Below are 19,252 nucleotides of genomic sequence, written 5' to 3'. Positions count from 1 at the left end.
ACCGACCGCGGCGACATCGTCGCCCATGGCGTCCCGGTGCGGGCCGATTCGCCATGGGGGATACCCCAGCGGTACGGGCCGCGATCCTCGCCGACCGCGTCCATACCGTCCCCTCCTGGCATCCGGCAGCCATCCTGTCTCGGACGGCCCTGAGAGCATCCCGAGTCGACCCGCCGGGGGTCAAGCCGAAGTCCTGTCCCAATTTGTCCCAGTTACCGGACCGGGTGAGATGTGCGTCACTCCGACGGTTCGGGCAATCACCCCATCTGGCGGTAGGTTCATCGGGTAATCGCCAGCCGTTGGCAGTAGTCGTCTCAGGAGGTCGCACCCGCAGTGGAGCCACGGGAGGCCATCGCCGGTTACCTGCGAGAACGCCGCGCGGCCGCGGGTCTGACCCGCGCCGAGCTGGCCCGCCGGGCCGGCATCTCCGAGGGGCTCATCCAGAAACTGGAACAGGGCACCCGGCCGCCGACCTCCACCGCCCTGGGCGCGCTGTTCGACGCGCTCGACGTGCCGATCAACTACCGCGAGTACGCGGCCAACGTGCTGCAACCGGAACTCACCGCGATCTCGGCCACGACACAGGCGCCGAGCCGCGCGGAGCTGGACTTCCTGGAAAGCATCCCGTACCCGGCCTGCTACCAGACCGTCCCCGCCCTGGATCTGATCGCCGGTAACGCCGCGTACCGGCGCGCGTTCCCGGGCCTGGAGGAACCGGGCACCAACATCATGGCCTGGATGCTGCTGCATCCGGTCGCCCGCGAGGTCATCGCCGATTGGGAACGCGAGGTGCACCTCATGGTGCATTCGTTCCGGCATATGGCCCACGGCGTCACCGCCCCCGAGCGCATCGCCGAGATCACCGAACTCTGCGCCCGCTCCCCCGACTGGCAGCGCCTCTGGAACACCGATATCCCGCCCACCGACATCCCCCGCCGCCCGGTCCGCATCCGCCCCGTCGCGGGCGGCGAATGGACGCCCATGTACGTCCAATTGCTGCGCTGCGAACTCCCCCGCCGCGACTGGTGGGTCTACTCCATGGTTCCGCTGCGCGGCATCCGCCCCGCCCCCTGATCAGGGGCCGTCTACATCGGGCCCTGATCACCGGCCGTCGACATCGGGCCGATCGTCGGCCTCCGGATGCAGCAGCCGGTAGGGCCCCGACCCGCGCTCGGCCAGAGTGTCACTCGGATTGAGCAGGTAGCAGCGCCGCAGCGACAGGCAGCCGCAGCCGATACACCCGGTGAGTTCCCGCTGTAGCTGCTCGATCTCCCGCCGCCGCGCCTCGAGGTGGTCGCTCCAGCGTCTGGCGATCCGGTCCCAGTCGCGTTTGCTCGGCATCCGGTCCTCGGGCAGCGCCACGAACACCTCGGCCACCTCGGCCAGCGGAATCCCGAGCCGCTTGGCGAACAGCACCAGCGACAGCCGCCGCAGCACATGGCGGCGGTAGCGGCGCTGATTGCCGGAGGTGCGGACCGAGGAGATCAGGCCCTGCTCCTCGTAGAAGCGCACGGCCGAGGTGGCGACGCCCGCGCGCCGAGCGAGTTCGCCGATGGTCAGCAGATCGGTCGGTGCCTGTCCCATACCCGCTCTCTTGACTTCAATAGAACTTGAAGTTCTAGCGTAGCGCCCTGTGACCGCAACACCATCGAAACCCCCAGTGACTACGACGAATCCGGAGGACGGCGCATCGGGTGCCGTGACCGGCGGCTGGTCCGAACTGTTCTCCGGACGCTATCTCGCCAGTGTGCTCGTGCTCGCGGGCGGCGTCGCGCTGTATGCGATGAACCTCTACTTCACCGCCGCGCTGATGCCGTCGATCGTGGCCGATATCGGCGGCGCGCGATACTACGCGTGGGTGGCGACCGGCTTCCTCATGGCGGCGGTGATCGCCGCCATGCTGGTCAGCCGCGTGCTCGGCCGGTGGGGCGCGGCGGCCGCCTACCTCGCCGGTTTCCTGGTCTTCTCCCTCGGAGCCGCGATCAATGCGCTCAGCCCGACCATGGAGCTACTCGTCGTGGGCCGGGTGGTGCAGGGCCTCGGCGGTGGGCTGCTTGCCGGGCTCGGCTTCGCGGTCATCAGAAGTACGCTGCCGCAACACCTCTGGGCGCGCGGAGCCGGGCTGGTATCGGCCATGTGGGGAGTGGGGACGCTGATCGGGCCCGCGCTGGGCGGACTGTTCGCCGAACTCGGGGCGTGGCGGTGGGCCTACGGACTGCTGCTGGCGGTGGCGCTGCTGCTGGCCGCGCTCACCCGCCGCACACTGCCGCGCGCGGCCGAATCCACCGACCGCAGCCCCGTTCCGGTGGCCGCACTGGTGACACTGACCCTCGCGGCCAGCGCGTTCAGCCTGAGTTCGACCGTACCCGAGGGCATTTCGACCACCATCGCACTCGTCGCGGGCGTGCTGCTGATCGCCGCGTTCCTGTCGATCGACGCCAGGGGCGCGGTGAGCGTCCTCCCCCGCTCCACCTATGCGCGCGGGAATTCCCTCAAATGGGTCTATCTGACGGTGGCGGCGCTGTGCGCGGGGGTGATGACCGAGAACTTCGTGCCGCTGTTCGGCCAGCGCCTCGGCGGTCTGTCACCGCTCGTCGCCGGATTGCTCGGCGCGGCACTGTCGGTCGGCTGGGTGGTGGCGCAGCTGTTCAGCGTCGGCCTCACCGCGCCCGCCGCGCGGCGGGCGATCCGCATCGCACCGCTGCTGCTCACCGGCGGACTGCTCGCCTACGGCCTGCTCCAGGCCGACGCCGCCCCCGGCGTCGTCGTCATCGCCTGGGCGGTGGTGCTCTTCGTCGCGGGCACGGGCATCGGCCTGGCCTTTCCGCACCTGAGCGTGGCAGCCATGAGCAGCACCGACGATCCGGCGGAGGGCGCGCAGGCCGCGGCGGCGCTCAACACCACCCAGCTCATCACCTACGCCGTCACCTCGGCCATCGCGGGCACGCTGATCCGGCTCGGGGACGCGTCGGTGGTGGACTCGGCCAGGCTCATGGCGCTGGGCATCGCCGTCCTCACCGCATTCGGCGTAGCGACGGCGGTTCTCGCCACCCGCACGCGGTAGGTCAGCGGCTGGCGCGGCGGCGGTGCGCGGCGACGTGCACGGCCGTCGAGCAGCGGGTGGAGCAGAAGCGGCGGCGGCCGTTGCGGGAGGTGTCCACGAATACGATGGCGCAGCCGTCGCGGGCGCAGCGGCCGATGCGGTGCGGGTCCTCGCAGAACAGCGACGCCAGGCCGAAGGCCGTGTACGCCTTCACCCGCTCGTCCACCGGGGCCGTCTCGTCGGAGTAGTGCAGATGCGGGGCGCGGCCGTCGTGGGTGGAGATGTAGGGGCGACTGGTCGTCGCGGCCAGCAGCGCGTTGAGCAGTTCGACCGACGGCCGGTCGAAGACCGCGTCGAGTGCCTCGCTCCAGCGCCGCAATTCGGCCTGCTGGCGGGCGTCGATGGGGCCGAGCGGCTGGTAATCCGCTTCGGCCAGCAGGCGACCGAGGTCTTGTTCGGGTGAGGCGTTCACCAGGCGCGCGGCCAGTTCGGCCGCCACCCCGCCGTAAGGGTTGAAATGCACTGAACCATTACAGCAGGGTGGAGCCATGTCAGCCACCTGCCCCACCTGCGCCTGGCCCACCCCGACCACCGTGTCCACCCACGGCGACGTGCGCTACCTCCGCTGCGTCTGCGGGCGGTGGCTGATCCAGGAGCGCGGGGCCGTACTCGCCACCGCCGGGGAGAGCGTCTTCGCCGACTCGGAGTGAGTCCGGTCCAGCAGTGAGTCCGGTCCAGCAGTGAGTCCGGTCTAGACGACCACCTGCACCACGTCACCCGGTGACAGATGATGGAACGTCGTCTCCGCACCCTCCGGCGTCATCCGGATGCACCCGTGCGACTGCTCCTCGATCGGTCCGATATGGGTGGCGATGTCCCCGTTGAAGAAGACCGCCCATTTCATCGGCACGTGGTGCAGGGTGCTCCAGTGATCTTCCCGTTTGAACGCGACCCGGAAGGTCCCCGGCGGCGTCTCGTATCCGGGCCGTCCGTGCGAGATCGGCGTCGGCCCGTAGGTGACCCGGCCGTCCTCCATCAGCCACGCCTCATTGGTCGACAGCCGCATGCACATGCGCGCCGAGGCGTCACACGGCGCGACCACCGGTGCGGGCGGTGGCGGCGGGATGATCGCCGGGACACCCGGGATATCGGGTCCGCCCGGCCACAGCGGTTCGGCCTGCGCGGGCGCGGCGACGACGAGTCCGGCCGCCACCAGGCCGACCGCGGCCGCGACCCTGCCTGCCCACCAACGGCCTGTCCGTGCACGACCTGTCCGGGAACGCTTCCTATCCATGACGCTTCCAGCCTCTCGCCTCGACCGGGCGGCGGGCAGCCGAATCACCGGTCGTCTGTATGGAAGGGCCCTGTGGGTATCGCCATATTCCGGAAGACAATCAATGGTACTGTCCGGCAGCCCTTTCCGCGATCATTCCGGACGCACCGAGGGCGGCAGCAGGCCGTCCACGATGGCGGCCAGGCCCTGGCGGTGGGTATCCCGGACGGTCAACTCGGCCCAGCGGTCGGCGACCGCGGCGACCGTGGGCAGTGCGGTCACGTCGAGGTCGGCCAGCGCGTCGGCGCGGTCCAGCGCGGCGGCACGCTCCGGCGCGGCCTGTCGGCGTTCCCGGTTCGCGCGCATGACCAGATCGCCGACGATGTAGTACCAGAGGGTGCGATACACGTCGACGGCCTGCTCGGGAGTGTGTCCGCAGGCCACCGCCGCCGCCATCATGACCTCCACCATGGGCATCGCCGAGGGGACGACGAGCGGGTCGGCCGCCAACACCTCCACGATCCACGGACGTTCGGCCAGACGTTCGTACAGCACCAGCGCCGCGGCGAGCAACCGCTGCCGGGGATCATCGGGCAACTCCAGTCGCGGGATCTCCCGCGCGTGCGACTCCAGGACCAGTAGCAGCAGTTCGTCCTTGTCGCGCACGTGGTGATACAGCGCCATCGCGGTGCTGTCGAGCTCCTTGGCCAGCCGCCGCATGGACAGCGCCTCCGGCCCCTCGTCGCGCAGTACCCGGTCGGCGGCGGCGACGATCGATTCCCGGGACAGCCGCGCCGGTCGGCCCGCCCTGCCCCGTGGTGCTGTTGCTCCGGACATCCGACCATCCTCCCCTACTCCCCGATGCGGGCCGCCCGGGGCGGTGGCTCGAAGCGTGCGCTCGAGGTACCTTTATTTTACGCGTATAGAAATGGATGGAGCCATGCCTGCCACCGACCTCGCCGAGCCCGCCGACGACCTGTCCGCGCCGCACCTCGCACGCCGCTACGGACCCGGTTTCGCGGCCGTCGTCATCCTGCAGATCATCGCCGCGATCGCCGGTCTCGCCCCGCTGCTGGCGGTCGTCGAACTCGGCCGAATGCTGTTGTCGCCCAATCCTCTCGACCATGGGGACGTCCGATTCGCGGTCGTCGCCGGTGCGGTCGGCCTGTTCGTGCGCCTGCTGTGCACGGCCGCGTCCGCGGGCATCGGTCATCTGCTCGACGGCCGCATCCAGCTGTGGCTGCGGCGGCGGTTGGCCGCGCACCTGGGAACGGTGCCGATCGGCTGGGTCTCCCGGCGACGCACCGGCGAACTGGCCACCGTGGTGGGACGTGATGTGAGCGCCGTGCATCCGTTGCTCGCGCACGCCCCGGGCGAACTCGTCAACGCCTTCGTGGTGCCACTGGTCGCGCTGGCCTACCTGGTCACCGTCGACTGGCGGCTCACGCTCATCACCCTGATCCCGGTGGTGCTGGCGGTGGCCGTGGTTCCGCTCATGCTGACCCCGACCCGGCAGCGCGAACAGCAGGACCGCGATGCGGCCATGGCCCGCATCGCCGCCGCGGCGGTGGAGTTCGTCCAGGGCATCGCGGTGGTGAAGGCATTCGGCGGCGGCCAGCGGGCGCATCACGCGTTCCGCACGGCCACAGCGGAATTCGCCGACGTCTTCCGTCGCTGGGTGCTCGGCCTGTCCGGACCCGCCGCGGCCGTGTCGGTGGCGCTGTCGCCACCGTTCGTCCTGCTGGTGATCCTTGTCGGCGGTGCCGCGCTGATCACCGGCGGCTCGCTGGCCCCGGCCGATCTGCTGCCCTTCCTGCTGCTCGGACTGGGACTGACCGCACCCGTTGCCGCCCTCGGCCACGGCTTCGACGATCTGGTCGAGGCCCGTGCCGCATTCGGCCGTATCCGGAACGTGCTTGCGGTACCGCCGCTTTCGACACCAGACCACCCGAAGCGGCCGCGGGGGCACCGCGTCGAACTGCGCGGCGTCCGCTTCGGCTACGACGACGACCACGAGGTGCTGCGCGGTATCGACCTGACCCTCGAGCCCGGCACGGTCACCGCCGTCGTGGGACCTTCGGGCAGCGGAAAGTCCACGCTGGCACAGCTGTTGCCGCGCTTCTTCGACCCGACCCACGGCCGGATCCGGCTCGGTGGAGTCGATCTGCGCGATATCGACAGCCGTGATCTGCACGCATCGGTCTCGTTCGTCTTCCAGGATGTGCGGCTGCTGCGCGCGTCGATCGCCGAGAACATCGCGCTGGCGGTACCGCACGCCGACCGCGACGCGATCGTGCGCGTCGCCCGACTGGCGAACATCCACGACCGGATTCTCGAACTGCCGCGCGGCTACGACGCGGTGGTCGGCGCGGACGTGCGACTGTCGGGCGGTGAGGCGCAACGGATCTCGATCGCCCGGGCACTGCTCGCCGATGCTCCGGTGCTGGTGCTCGACGAGGCGACCGCCTTCGCCGACCCACGCACCGAACGCGCCGTGCGCGACGCCCTGGCCGCGCTGGCGGGTGACCGCACGGTACTCGTGATCGCACACCGGCTCGAGACCATCGCCGACGCCGACACCGCCGTCGTGCTCGCGGACGGGCAGATCGTCGAATCCGGCCGACCCGCAGAACTACTGGCGCGCGGTGGCCGTTTCGCCGCCCTCTGGCACGCACACCGATCCGCCCACATCGACGGCGATATCACACCGGGAGCCGACCACTCATGATTCGCATGCTGCTACGACTGCTGGGGCCCGACTACGCCGCGCCCATGCGGCGCACCGTGGCCCTCATGACCGCGGCCGCCCTGGCCGAAGGGCTGTCCTACGCGCTGCTGGTGCCCGTACTGCGAGCCCTGTTCGGGGACCATCCCGGCGACGCCCGCCCCTGGCTGATCGCCTTCGCGGGCGCGGTCGCGGGCTACGCCGTGCTGCGCTATCGCAGTGACCTGTCCGGCTTCCGCGTCGGCATCGCGTTGCTGCGCGGCGTCTATCACCGATTCGGCGATCATCTGGCCCGGCTGCCGTTGGGCTGGTTCGACTCCGGTCGCGTCGGGCAGGTGTCGACGCTGGCCGGCGAGGGCATCCTGGGTGCCATGGGCGCGGCGGCGCATCTGCTGTCCCCGTTCATCTCCGCATCCGTGACCCCGCTGACGATCCTGGCCGTGGTCCTCGTCGTCGACTGGCGGCTGGGCCTGGCCGCCCTGCTCGCGGTGCCGGTCGTGGTGGCGATTCAGCGGTGGGCGGGGCGCGCGAGCGCCGCCGCCGACGCCCAACGGCTCGAACGCGGCAGCGAGGCCGCCGGGCGTGTCATCGAATACCTGCAGGCGCAGCCGGTGCTGCGCAGCGGCGGCCGCACCGCCGCTCGCTTCGACCTGCTCGACGACGCGCTGTCCGCACTCGAGCGAACCGCACGCCGCTCCACGCTGTCGGCGCTGCCCGGCATCATCGGCCTCACGGTCACGGTGCAGGCGGTGTTCACCGCCCTGCTGGCGCTGGGCGCGTATCTGGCACTGGGCGGAGCCATCGGCGCGGCCGAACTGCTGGTGGTGCTGGTCCTCGCCGCCCGCTGCACCGACCCGCTGCTGTCGCAGGCGGAGATCGGCAGCAAGATGCGTGCCACCCGAGCGGAACTGGCCCGCCTCGACGCGGTGCTGCGCACCCCGTCGCTGCCGCAGCCGCGCCGGCCGATCGAGCCGGTGCGCGCGGATCTGGATCTCGACGCCGTCACGCTGGGTTCATCGCCGGCGAGCGCGGGCCGACAGGGACGCACGATGATCGACGGCGTGACGCTGTCGGTGCCGGAGGGCAGCCGCCTCGCCGTCGTCGGACCGTCGGGTGCGGGCAAGAGCACCCTGCTCCAGCTGCTCGCCCGGTTCCACGACGTGGACGCGGGCGCGGTGCGCCTCGGCGGCGTCGATGTGCGCGACATCGCCACGGAGACACTGATGGAGCGCATCGCCATCGTGTTCCAGGAGGTGTACCTCTTCGACGGCACCATCGAGGAGAACGTCCGCCTCGGCCGCCCCGACGCCGCGCCCGAGCAAGTCCGGGCGGCGGCCACCGCCGCCCGCCTGGACGAGGTGGTCGCACGACTGCCCCGGGGCTGGGACACTCCGGTCGGCGAGGGCGGCGCACTCCTGTCCGGCGGTGAGCGCCAACGCGTCTCGATCGCGCGAGCGTTGCTGAAGGATTCCCCCGTCATCCTGCTGGACGAGATCACCGCCGCGCTGGACCCGCTCAACGAGGCGGCCGTGCACGCCGCCCTCGACCGCCTCACCGCGGGTCGCACCGTGGTGCAGGTCGCCCACCGGCTGCGCACCGTGCGACGGGCCGACCGCATCGCCTTCCTGGACAATGGTCGGATCGTCGAGCAGGGCACCCACGACGAATTGCTGCGACTGGGTGGCCGCTACGCCGAATTCTGGCAGCTCGCACTGGTTCCCACCGCGAGCGAGTGAGCGGTCGGCGTCAGGACTCCCCGGCGCGGCGGGCGTGCCAGCGGTCGAAGAGTACGGGGAGTTCGGCGACGAAGAAGTCGAAGAAGTCGCGCATCTCGGCGAGGCGGCGTCCCACCGGGGTGTCCGCGCCGAGGAGTTCGACGCCCTCACCGGCGGTTTCGGACCACATCTTCATCATGCGGTCGCGTTTGAGGAAGCTCGCGTACCACAGATCGTCGCGCAGCCGGTACGAGTCGCGGCGTTCGCCGGGCACGCGTTCCTTGGTGATCAACCCGACCTGGTCGAGGTAGGCCACCGCGCCGGATACCGCCGCGGGGCTGATCGACAGCGCCTCGGTGAGCTCCCGGGCCGACATCCGGCCCTCCTCGGTCACCATGAGTGCCGCGAACACTCGCGCGGGCATCCGGGGCCAGCCCATATCGGTGAGCCCCAGCGCCAACTTCTCGACGAAGCGGGCCGTGGCGTCGCCACGGTCGGATGCGGCCGGATTCGCCGACACCAACACTCCTCTCGGATCAGCCGACAGGATCGGCGGACGCGGTCTCGTCCCCGAACAGCTCCTGGCGGCGCTGCTGCCATCGTCGCATCGTGTGCGGCAGTTCGGCGCGCATGAACCGGTAGTACTCGAGTGTTTCGCGCACCCGGCGGCCGCCGGGGCGAGCGTGGTCGAGCAGTTCGACGCCCTCGACGAGGAAGCCTACCGAGCGGTCCAGCGCCGCCTGCCGCTGCATGGTGATGGCGTACCAGACGTCGTCGTCGTAGACGCGGTAGGTGTCGTGACGCGCACCGGGTTCGCGCTCGCGGCCCAGCAGTCCGATCCGAACCAGATGGCGGACCGCTCCCGAGACGGCGGCCGGGCTCACCCGTAGGCCCCGGGCCAGTTCCTGGGCGGTGTAGCGCTCGGCGTCATCGGCGAGGACGAAGGCGAACACCCGCGCCGAGGTACGCGGCATGCCGGATTCGGTGAGCAACAGCGCGAACTGTTCCACGAACCGCAGGACGGCTTCCTCCTGCTGATCCTCCGGCGCTGTCGACACCCGTTCAACCTCCCATTTCCCGTGATCGCTGAGTAGCTACATCATAGCTTTTAGAACATTCACAAATTTATGAAAGATATGTACGCTGCCTTCATGGACAACGCCATCGCCATCACCGGACTGCACAAGTCCTTCGGCCCCACCCAGGCACTCGACGGCCTCGATCTGCAGGTCGCCCGGGGCGAGGTGCACGGCTTCCTGGGCCCGAACGGCGCGGGGAAGACGACCACCATCCGGGTCCTGCTCGGACTACTCCAAGCCGACCGGGGCGAGGTGAACCTGCTCGGCGGCGACCCCTGGAACGACGCGGTGGACCTGCACCGGCGACTCGCCTACGTTCCCGGCGACGTGGAGCTGTGGCCCAACCTCACTGGCGGCGAGGCCATCGACCTGTTCGGCCGCCTGCGCGGCGGACTGGACAAGCGGCTGCGCGACGAACTCATCGAACGCTTCGATCTCGACCCGACCAAGAAGGGGCGCACCTACTCCAAGGGCAACCGGCAGAAGGTCGCGCTCATCGCCGCACTGGCCGCCGACGTGGAACTGTTCCTGCTCGACGAACCCACCGCGGGCCTCGACCCGCTGATGGAGGTCGTCTTCCAGGACGTGGTGCACGAGGTGAAGAGCGCCGGTGCGACCGTCCTGCTGTCGAGTCACATTCTGGCCCAGGTGGAGAAGCTCGCCGACCGGGTGAGCATCATCCGACAGGGTCGTGTCGTGCAGTCCGGAACCCTCACCGAGATGCGGCATCTCACCCGCACCTCGGTCGAGGCCGTGACCGAGCGTCCGGTCACGGGACTGGCGGAACTGGCCGGTGTCCACCACGTCACCACCGAGGACGGCAGGCTGCGCTTCGATGTCGACGGCGCGGCGCTCGACGCGGCCATCGCCCGGGTCAGCGCCGCCGGGATCCGCTCACTGACCAGCCATCCGCCCACCCTCGAGGAACTCATGCTGCGGCACTACGGCGACGAACTCGCCGCCAGCGGCAACGGCCAGGGAGTGAGCGCGCGATGAGCACCCGCACCGGTACCGCCGCGCCCACCCGGCCCGCCGCCGGGTCCGGCACCGCCTTCACCGGGACCGGCACCCTGCTGCGCTTCATGCTGCGCCGCGACCGAATCAAGTTGCCCGCCTGGATCATCGGCATCACCTTCATGGGTTTGTACTACGCGGCCGCGCTGCCGCAGGTGTACAAGACCCAGGAGGATCTGCGCGCGGTCAGCCAATTCGCCGAGGGCACCATGGGCGCGCTCATCGCCGGTCCGGGCTACGGATTGACCGATCCCACCATCGAATCCGTGATCGTCGCCATCTACGGGCTGTACTTCCTGCTGCTGGCCGCGCTGATGAACATCCTGCTCATCTCCCGGCACACCAGGGTGGAGGAGCAGACCGGCCGAGCCGAGCTGATCCGCGCCAACGCCGTCGGCCGCCACGCCCCGCTCACCGCGGCGCTGCTGCTGGCGGTGGCCGCGAATGTGGCGCTCTCCCTGCTGATCGCGGGCAGCTTCGCCATCTCCGGTCTCGATACCAGCGGTGCGCCGCTGTTCGGCGCGAGCGTCGGCGCCGCCGGTCTGGTCTTCGCCGGGATCACCGCGGTGACCGTGCAGATCACCGAATACTCCCGCGCCGCATCGGGTATGGCCGGTGCCGCACTCGGCGTGGCGTATGTGGTTCGCGCGGCCGGGGATACGATCCGGGAGGGCGGCAGCGCGCTGTCCTGGTTCTCCCCGCTGGCCTGGTCGCAGCAGACCCGCGCCTACGTGGATCCGCGCTGGTGGCCGCTGGCACTGTCGGTCGGCTGTGCCGTCGCGACGGCGGCGATCGGCTACGCACTGTCGAGCAGCCGCGATCTGAACGCCGGCCTGGTCGCGCCGCGCCGCGGTAACCGCGAGGCCCCCGCCTGGCTCGATACCCCTGTCGCCCTTGCCTTCCGGCTCCAGCGGGCCAGCCTGATCGGCTGGTCGCTGGCGCTGGCGGCGAGCGGGCTGCTCTACGGCGCGCTCACCAGCACCCTGGTCGACGCGTTCGAGGATCTGCCCGACAATGTCGTCGACGTCATGGGCGGTGACCCGAGCCGCATGCTGGACGGCTACGTCAGCACCATGGCCGTCTTCGACGCCCTGCTGGTGGCGATTTTCGTCATCCTCGGTGTGCAGTCGCTGCGCGGCGAGGAGACCAAGGGCCACGCCGAACCCGTGCTGGCCACCGGCACCAGCCGCTGGGCGCTGTTCGGCGGCTGGATCGGGGTGCTGGCGGCCGGGGCGGCCGCCCTGCTGCTGGTGGTGGGCGCGGCACTGGGCGTGTCGGCGGCCATCTCCATCGGCGACGGCTCCTACCTGGGCAAGGTCATCGCGGCGCATCTGGTGTATCTGCCCGCGGTCCTGGTGGTGCTGGCGGTGGCGGCGCTGCTGTTCGGCGTCGTGCCGGGAGCGGTCGGCGCGGCCTGGGCGCTGTTCGGCTTCGCGATGATCCTGGCCTTCTTCGGATCAATCATGGACCTGCCGCACTGGGTGATGAACCTGTCACCGTTCGAACACACCGCCGCGCTACCGCTGGAACCGATGACCTGGTCCCCGCTGGTCGTCCTCACCGCCCTCGCCCTCGCGCTGATCGGGACGGGCGGCACGGCCTTCCGGCGGCGTGACCTGGACATGAATTAGGAACCGGCGCGAATCGCGGATCCGGAGGTTTGCGTTCGCCCGCGCGTGACACTCGAAGAACAGTGAATACCGGTCCGCACCGGAGCGCGATCGCGCCCGCACTGCTGCTACTGCTGGCGGGCGCGGTCGCTCTCGTCTCCGCACTGCTGGGCGGCGGCACCGCGCACGGTCAGCAGGCGGACAGCGGTGTGCTGGCGACCTCGGTGGACGGACCCATCACGACGGTCGTCGCCGACCATCTGCGCGACGGCGTGCAGCGCGCCGAACGGGAGCAGCGTCGCGCCTTCCTGCTCGAACTGGACACCCCCGGCGGACTGGACACCGCCATGCGGGCGATCGTGCGGGAATTCCTCGACGCGCAGGTCCCGGTCGTGGTGTACGTCGCGCCGTCGGGGGCGCGGGCGGCCTCGGCCGGATCCATCATCACCTCCGCCGCCCATATCGCCGCCATGGCGCCGGGCACGACAATCGGCGCGGCCACCCCGGTGGACGCGGCCAGTGGCGAGGAGGCCGGCGGCAAGGTCGTCGAGGACGCCGCCGCCTACGCGGTGTCGATCGCCGAACAGCGGGGCCGCGATACCGAATTCGCCGAGGACACCGTCCGGGAGGGCCGTGCGGTCACCGACCGCGAGGCGATGGAGATCGGCGCGGTGGACCTGGTGGCGGCCGACCGCGCCACCCTGCTGACCGAGATCGACGGCCGCACCGTGCGGCTCGCCGACGGCACCGAAACCACCCTGCGGACCGCCGACGCCGCCGTGGACGACTACCGCATGGGCACCTTCGCCCAGCTGCGGCAGACCCTGGCCAACCCGACGCTGGCCTTCCTGCTGCTCTCCCTCGGCAGCCTCGCCATCCTGTACGAATTGGCAAGTCCCGGAGCGGGTCTGGGCGGCGTGCTGGGTGCGGTGATGTTGGCGCTCGCCTTCGTCTCGCTCGCCGTGCTGCCGGTGAATATCGCGGGCGTGCTGCTGCTGGGTCTGGCCGTGGCGCTGTTCGTGGCCGAACTGTTCACCCCCGGCATCGGGGTCTTCGCCGCCGGTGGGGCCATCGCCCTCGCGGTGTCCGGGCTGATGCTGTTCGACGAGCCGTTCGACGTCGACCCGCGCGTGCTGTGGCCGACGGCCGTGGTCGTCGGGCTGGGTGCGGTACTGGCCGGACGGCTGGCCCTGCGCGCCCGCCGCGCCCCCACCGTCTCCGGCAGCCAGACGCTGATCGGACAGGAGACCACCATCGAGGAGGCCGAGGGCGAGCGGGGACGCGCCCGACTGGAGGGCTCGTGGTGGAACGTGCGCAGCGACGGACCGCCGCTGCGTGCCGGGCAGCGGGTGCGGGTGGTCGACCTGCGCGAGCTGACCCTCGTCGTCGAACCCCTCACACCGGAGAAGAAGTGAGTCAAGTGATACTCGGACTGATAGCCGCCGTGGTGGTCGTGCTGATGATTCTGGCCGCCGCCATCCGCATCGTGAACGAATACGAACGCGGCGTGATCTTCCGGCTCGGCCGGGTGATCGACGCCAAGGGACCGGGCCTGTTCTTCATCATCCCGATCGTGGACCGCATGGTGAAGGTGTCACTGCGCACGGTCACCATGGACATTCCGCCGCAGGACGTCATCACCAAGGACAATGTGACCGTCACCGTCAATGCCGTCACCTACTTCCGGGTGGTGGATCCGGTGCGATCGGTGGTGGCCGTGGAGGACCACGTCCTGGCCACCTCGCAATTCGCCCAGACTACCCTGCGCAGCATTCTCGGCCAGACCGATCTGGACGATCTGCTGATCAATCGCGAGCAGGTGAACGCGCAACTGCAGAAGATCATCGACGAGGTCACCAACCCGTGGGGCGTCAAGGTGGACCACGTGGAGGTCAAGGATGTGGAGCTGCCCGAGAGCATGCGCCGCGCCATGGCCCGGCAGGCCGAATCCGAACGTGAGCGCCGCGCGAAGGTGATTCACGCCAAGGGGGAACAGGAGGCCGCGGAAACCCTGGGCAAGGCCGCCGAGGTCATGGAGCGTCGCCCGGCCGCGCTGCAACTGCGGGTGCTGTCCACCATGGCCGATATCTCGGCGGACCGCAGTTCGACGCTGATCTTCCCGCTGCCCATGGAGTTCGTGAAGCTGGCCGATGCGGTGCGCCCGCTCGCCGAGGCCGCCGCCGCACGGATGGAGGAGCCCCCGCAGCGGTGAACGCCCGCTGCGTTATCGTCGTCGCAGCATGTCGATACGTCGTTTTCTCCCCCGGGCAACATCAGAGTTGCCGACCGCCGATGGTCCGGCGCGCGCCCGCGCGCGGCTCCCGGCGTCGTCCCGCCCGCTGCGCTGTGCGGCGGCGCTGGCGGCATTACTCGGACTGACGGCGTGCTCGACCCGCGACGAGACCCCGATGCACCAGGGCGCCGCGCTCGCCCATCCCACGGCCGTGCCGCCCGCGGATTACGAATTCCCGCTGGCCTGGGCCGGTGACTACACCTTCCGCTGGAGCGCCGCGGGCGATATCGACCTCGGCGCGCCGGAGGCGGCCGTGGTGCGCGCATTCGCGGAGAGCACACAGGTGGCGCTGTCGGTGGGGGCGCGACTCGCGTATCCCGGCTACGCGGAGGTCATTCCGAACGGCAAATGGCTGCGCATTCCGGATGGCGGCGCGTACCCGCCGGGTGCGGCCGAGGGGGACTGGAAGCTGCGCTGGGCGGGCACGTTTCTCGGACGGATCCTGCGCATCCAGCCCGATGCCACCGGTTTCACCGCCATGTACTGCCTGGACGACGTGGACGTGGCCGAGTCCTACGATGCCGGAGCCACCTACACCTGGCGGCAGGATCAGCCCGGGAAGCCGCCCCGCGGACTCCCGGTGTGGCTGACCGTACGCTCGACCGCCGCCCCCGCCGATTCCGACGCCCCCGCCGCCGCTACCGCCGGGGCAACCGGGGTGGACGCCCGCACCACCGAATTCGGGCATCGGCGGGCGCCGAACTACGACGTCTTCGAGGGCTGGACGATCACCGACGTCACGGCCACCGCGCCCCGCGACGCCGAGGCCGCCGCCCTCGCCGCGGCGTGCACGGCCTGGGCGCTCGACAATCCGCACATCAATCCCGCCTATCTGGCCGAGACGCCCAGCCGGGTACCGGCCGACCAGCTGCCCGAGGCGGCTCCGCCGCTGCCGGGCTGGGGTATCCGGATCGCCGAGTAGCCGAACGGTTGCGCTCAACTTCTAACATCGACGTGATGGTCAATTAACAGCCGGTTGATGCCCGTTGTGCGAGGATTGCGCTTCATATCGACACCTCGCCTGGGAGAACGCGCTTTGGCTGACTTTCTGAATACCATCAACGGCTATATCTGGAGCAATGGGCTGGTCTACCTGTGTCTGGCGGCAGGTGTGTACTTCTCCATCCGATCCAGATTCGTTCAGGTGCGCCAGGTGCCGGAGATGGTCCGGCTGATGCTCAAGGGCGAGAAGTCGCCGTCGGGCGTCTCCTCGTTCCAGGCGCTGGCCATGTCGCTGTCGGGCCGCGTGGGCACCGGCAATATCGCGGGCGTCGCCACCGCCATCGCCTTCGGCGGCCCCGGCGCACTGTTCTGGATGTGGACGGTGGCCTTCCTCGGCGCGTCCACGTCCTTCGTGGAGTGCACCCTGGGCCAGATCTACAAGACCCGCGACCAACTGACCGGTGAGTACCGCGGCGGCCCGGCCTACTACATCAGCAAGGCGATGGCGCACACCCGCGCCGCCCCGGCCTTCAAGATCTACGGCTTCGCCTTCGCCGCGGTGACCGTGCTCGCGTGCGGTCTGCTGCTGCCCAGCGTGCAGTCCAACTCCATGGCCTCGGCCATGAACCAGGCGTGGGACGTGCCGACCTGGGTGGTGGCCGTGGGTGCGGTCATCCTGCTGGCCTTCGTGATCATCGGCGGCGTCAAGCGCATCGCCGCCTTCGCCGCGGTCGTGGTGCCGTTCATGGCCATCGCCTACATCCTGGTCGCACTGATCATCGTGGCGTTCAACGCCGCGGAGATCCCGAATGTCATCAGCACCATCTTCGCCAGCGCGTTCGGCGCGGACGCGGCCTTCGGAGCGATTCTCGGCGCGGCGGTCATGTGGGGCGTCAAGCGCGGCGTCTACTCCAATGAGGCCGGCCAGGGCACCGGACCGCACGCCGCCGCGGCGGCGGAGGTCTCGCACCCGGCCAAGCAGGGCCTCGTCCAGGCGTTCGCGGTCTACATCGACACCCTGTTCATCTGCACCGCGACCGGCTTCCTGCTGATGTCGACCGGTGCGTACCGGGTGTTCGAGGGTGAGAGCTCCGACGGCACGGTACTGGCCGACGGCGGCGCGCTGCCGTCGGACACCGTGGTCGGCCCGGCCTTCGCCCAGACCGCGGTGGACACCCTGTGGAGCGGCGTCGGTGCCAGCTTCGTCGCCATCTCGCTGGCCTTCTTCTGCCTGACCACGATCATCGCCTACTACTACATGGCGGAGACCAACCTCCGTTTCCTGATGGGCAAGTACGCGCCGATCCCGGTTCCGCTGATCCGCGGCACCCTCGGCTCCAACGTGACCCTGCTGCTGCAGGCGCTGATCCTGGTCTCGGTCACCATCGGCGCGGTCGCCACCGCCACCGACGCGTGGACCCTCGGCGATATCGGCGTCGGCCTGATGGCCTGGCTCAACATCATCGGCATCCTGATCCTGCAGCAACCGGCCTACAAGGCGCTGCGTGACTTCGAGCGCCAAAAGAAAGCCGGACTGGATCCGACCTTCGACCCACTGGCCCTGGGCATCCCGGGTGCCACCTTCTGGGAGACCTACGACCCGAAGTCCCGGGACAAGTTGACCAAGACCCCGGCGTAGCCAGGGTCCGCGCGCGGTCGGATGCGGCCCGCTCGAGCCACACCGCCCCGAGGGCGGCCTCCGGACGGCTCGAGCGGGCCGTACGCGTCCGGTGCCACGGCGCTCGCGCCGGGGCAAGCAGCGCGCGGTCGCACGCGTGCGCCGGGGCGACCATCGCGCGGGCATACGCGGTGCGCCGGGGCGACCAGCGCGTGGGCGCACGCGTCGGCACCGGGCGTGCGCCCGCCGGTCCTGAGCGCACCCGCGCGCCGGCGGATGCGCCGGATCACTCCTGCTGGTTGCGCTGGTAGATGTCGGGGATGCCGTCGGCGTCCTCGTCGACGTTCTCGGCCTCGTACAGGCGGCGGTAGATACCGTTGCGGCGTTTGATCAGGACGGCGGCCCCGCCCGCGGCGATGAGGGAACCGACCAGGACCGCCGCCTTGATGTGGTCGGAATCGGCGGGGAAGGACAGTTCGCCGATGAGCAGGCTGACGGTGAACCCGATTCCGGCCAGGGCGGAGAGGGCGAAGACATCGGCCCATTGCAGGTCCGGGTTCAGTTGCGCGCGAGTGAATTTCACCGCCAACCAGGTGCCGCCGAAGATGCCGACGACCTTGCCGAGGACCAGGCCGAGCACCACGCCGAGCGACTCGGGTCGGGTGAACACCTCGCCCAGCGCTGAGGTCGACAGCGTCACCCCGGCGGCGAAGAGGGCGAACAGCGGGGCCGCGATACCGGCCGAGATGGGGCGCAGCAGGTGGGCGGCGTGCGCGGCGGGCGTCTCCGACTCCCCCTGGTCCGGGGTGGCGCGCAACAGCAGCCCCATGCACACCCCGGCCACCGTGGCGTGCACCCCGCCCACGTAGGTCAGCGCCCAGATGGTGATGCCGAGCGGCACGTACCACCACCATCCCCGCACCCGGAAACGTTGCAGCGCGGCGAATACCGCGAGGCCGACGACGGCTCCGCCGAGGGCGAGGAGTTTCAGGTCGTCGGCGAAGGCGACCGCGATGACGGCGATGGCGCCGAGATCGTCCACGACGGCCAGCGTCAGCAGGAAGGCGCGCAGCGCGGCGGGCAGATGGGTGTTCAGCACGGCGAGGACGGCCAGCGCGAAGGCGATGTCGGTGGCCATGGGCACCGCCCAGCCCGCCATGTCACCGCCGCTGCTGCCGGTCACGGCCAGATACACCGCGGCGGGCAGAACCATGCCGCACAGCGCCGCGACCACCGGTAGCGACGCGGTTGCCGGAGTCCGAAGCTCGCCGATGACGAGCTCACGTTTCAATTCGATTCCGGCGACCAGGAAGAAGATCGTCAGCAGCCCGTCCGCGGTCCAGTGGGCGACCGAGAGGTCCAGCCCGAGCGCGCCGATCCCGAAGTGGAGGTCACTGATCCGCGTATACCACTCGGCCCACGGGGAATTCGCCCAGACCAGCGCGAGCACGGCGGCCGCCAGCAGCAGCAGGCCGCCGACGGTCTCCGTGCGCAATGCCGTCGCCAGCGCCGATCGCTCGGACCAGGACGGCAATCCGAGAAACACCCTGCGCTCGCGCGGAGCGGCAGCCATGAACAACCTCCGGGGGCGTCGACGTGAGGGCACCTCGCCCCTGACCGCCGACCAGACTTCCCGGCACACCCCGCGTTCGTTGACGCGTTATTAACACCCTAACGGCCACTGTCTGGAATGTCTTCTTCGTGGTGGGAAATCCGGCCCGCCACCGGCCCGATACCGCCCTCGACATGCATTCGACGCGCATTTGCCATATGGTTGCCGAACACCGGTCGACCGCCCCGGGGCTATTCGACTTGCCCCGGGGGGATCTTTACGGCATTCTTACACCCACAAGGGGAGCCGGGAAGCCTGGTCGGCACGTGATGCACGTACGTGAATCACGGTGGAACGATCAAGGAGCTTCTCATGCAACATCTTTCGT

General features: G+C 70.1%; 18 protein-coding genes. 11 read left to right on the top strand and 7 right to left on the bottom strand.

Features of this window, described 5'->3' with window-relative positions:
* Positions 1–333 precede the first annotated feature (333 nt).
* Positions 334–1,074: a helix-turn-helix domain-containing protein gene (locus QJS31_RS07900; protein ID WP_282778876.1), complete on the top strand. Its 741-nt coding sequence runs from the start codon at positions 334–336 to the stop codon at positions 1,072–1,074.
* Between the two features lie 27 nt (positions 1,075–1,101).
* On the opposite strand, the gene soxR is transcribed toward QJS31_RS07900, so the two are convergent.
* Positions 1,102–1,584, bottom strand: a complete 483-nt coding sequence (soxR, locus tag QJS31_RS07895) for a redox-sensitive transcriptional activator SoxR (RefSeq protein WP_282778874.1) — start codon at positions 1,582–1,584, stop codon at positions 1,102–1,104.
* Positions 1,585–1,660: 76 nt separating this feature from the next.
* Between soxR and QJS31_RS07890 the strand changes: the two genes are divergently transcribed.
* Positions 1,661–3,064, top strand: a complete 1,404-nt coding sequence (locus tag QJS31_RS07890) for an MFS transporter (RefSeq protein WP_282778872.1) — start codon at positions 1,661–1,663, stop codon at positions 3,062–3,064.
* Position 3,065: 1 nt separating this feature from the next.
* On the opposite strand, the gene QJS31_RS07885 is transcribed toward QJS31_RS07890, so the two are convergent.
* Positions 3,066–3,566 carry a CGNR zinc finger domain-containing protein gene (locus tag QJS31_RS07885; protein ID WP_282778871.1) on the bottom strand — a complete coding sequence of 167 codons (501 nt, stop codon included), beginning with the start codon at positions 3,564–3,566 and terminating at the stop codon, positions 3,066–3,068.
* Between the two features lie 25 nt (positions 3,567–3,591).
* Here QJS31_RS07885 and QJS31_RS07880 point away from each other — a divergent pair, with 25 nt between their 5' ends.
* Positions 3,592–3,753, top strand: coding sequence for a hypothetical protein (locus QJS31_RS07880; RefSeq protein WP_162836489.1), 162 nt, complete (start codon positions 3,592–3,594; stop codon positions 3,751–3,753).
* Between the two features lie 41 nt (positions 3,754–3,794).
* Here QJS31_RS07880 and QJS31_RS07875 read toward each other — a convergent pair whose 3' ends face one another.
* Both QJS31_RS07875 and QJS31_RS07870 read right to left on the bottom strand, forming a co-directional pair.
* On the bottom strand, positions 3,795–4,256 hold the full coding sequence (locus tag QJS31_RS07875) for a L,D-transpeptidase (RefSeq protein WP_282778869.1): 462 nt from the start codon (positions 4,254–4,256) through the stop codon (positions 3,795–3,797).
* A 213-nt stretch (positions 4,257–4,469) separates the two neighbouring features.
* Complete coding sequence (locus QJS31_RS07870; protein ID WP_282778868.1) at positions 4,470–5,153, bottom strand: TetR/AcrR family transcriptional regulator; 684 nt, start codon at positions 5,151–5,153, stop codon at positions 4,470–4,472.
* A gap of 103 nt (positions 5,154–5,256) precedes the next feature.
* Here QJS31_RS07870 and QJS31_RS07865 point away from each other — a divergent pair, with 103 nt between their 5' ends.
* Both QJS31_RS07865 and QJS31_RS07860 read left to right on the top strand, forming a co-directional pair.
* Complete coding sequence (locus QJS31_RS07865; protein WP_282778866.1) at positions 5,257–7,044, top strand: ABC transporter ATP-binding protein; 1,788 nt, start codon at positions 5,257–5,259, stop codon at positions 7,042–7,044.
* On the top strand, positions 7,041–8,777 hold the full coding sequence (locus QJS31_RS07860) for an ABC transporter ATP-binding protein (RefSeq protein WP_282778865.1): 1,737 nt from the start codon (positions 7,041–7,043) through the stop codon (positions 8,775–8,777). The genes QJS31_RS07865 and QJS31_RS07860 overlap by 4 nt, the downstream gene beginning before the upstream one ends.
* Positions 8,778–8,787: 10 nt before the next feature.
* On the opposite strand, the gene QJS31_RS07855 is transcribed toward QJS31_RS07860, so the two are convergent.
* Positions 8,788–9,276, bottom strand: coding sequence for a GbsR/MarR family transcriptional regulator (locus QJS31_RS07855; RefSeq protein ID WP_282778864.1), 489 nt, complete (start codon positions 9,274–9,276; stop codon positions 8,788–8,790).
* A gap of 16 nt (positions 9,277–9,292) precedes the next feature.
* Positions 9,293–9,814 carry a GbsR/MarR family transcriptional regulator gene (locus QJS31_RS07850; RefSeq protein WP_282778863.1) on the bottom strand — a complete coding sequence of 174 codons (522 nt, stop codon included), beginning with the start codon at positions 9,812–9,814 and terminating at the stop codon, positions 9,293–9,295.
* Positions 9,815–9,907: 93 nt separating this feature from the next.
* Here QJS31_RS07850 and QJS31_RS07845 point away from each other — a divergent pair, with 93 nt between their 5' ends.
* The 6 genes from QJS31_RS07845 to QJS31_RS07820 all read left to right on the top strand — a co-directional run bounded on the left by QJS31_RS07845 (position 9,908) and on the right by QJS31_RS07820 (position 17,333).
* Positions 9,908–10,831: an ABC transporter ATP-binding protein gene (locus QJS31_RS07845; protein ID WP_282778862.1), complete on the top strand. Its 924-nt coding sequence runs from the start codon at positions 9,908–9,910 to the stop codon at positions 10,829–10,831.
* Positions 10,828–12,480 (top strand): ABC transporter permease, encoded by a 1,653-nt coding sequence (locus tag QJS31_RS07840; RefSeq protein WP_282778861.1) that lies wholly within the window; start codon positions 10,828–10,830, stop codon positions 12,478–12,480. The genes QJS31_RS07845 and QJS31_RS07840 overlap by 4 nt, the downstream gene beginning before the upstream one ends.
* 62 nt (positions 12,481–12,542) lie before the next feature.
* Positions 12,543–13,874, top strand: coding sequence for a nodulation protein NfeD (locus QJS31_RS07835; RefSeq protein ID WP_282778860.1), 1,332 nt, complete (start codon positions 12,543–12,545; stop codon positions 13,872–13,874).
* A complete protein-coding gene (locus tag QJS31_RS07830) occupies positions 13,871–14,671 on the top strand; it encodes a slipin family protein (RefSeq protein WP_282778858.1) in 801 nt (266 codons plus the stop codon). Before QJS31_RS07835 ends, QJS31_RS07830 begins: the two co-directional genes overlap by 4 nt.
* A 28-nt stretch (positions 14,672–14,699) precedes the next feature.
* Positions 14,700–15,674, top strand: coding sequence for a hypothetical protein (locus QJS31_RS07825; protein WP_282778856.1), 975 nt, complete (start codon positions 14,700–14,702; stop codon positions 15,672–15,674).
* 114 nt (positions 15,675–15,788) lie between these two features.
* Positions 15,789–17,333, top strand: coding sequence for a sodium:alanine symporter family protein (locus QJS31_RS07820; RefSeq protein ID WP_282778854.1), 1,545 nt, complete (start codon positions 15,789–15,791; stop codon positions 17,331–17,333).
* Between the two features lie 265 nt (positions 17,334–17,598).
* On the opposite strand, the gene nhaA is transcribed toward QJS31_RS07820, so the two are convergent.
* Positions 17,599–18,885: a Na+/H+ antiporter NhaA gene (gene nhaA, locus QJS31_RS07815; RefSeq protein WP_282780974.1), complete on the bottom strand. Its 1,287-nt coding sequence runs from the start codon at positions 18,883–18,885 to the stop codon at positions 17,599–17,601.
* Positions 18,886–19,252 lie beyond the last annotated feature (367 nt).

This window comes from Nocardia sp. CC213A, from assembly GCF_030766805.1.
GTDB lineage: Bacteria > Actinomycetota > Actinomycetes > Mycobacteriales > Mycobacteriaceae > Nocardia > Nocardia otitidiscaviarum.
This window is presented reverse-complemented; position numbering and strand designations above follow the sequence as displayed.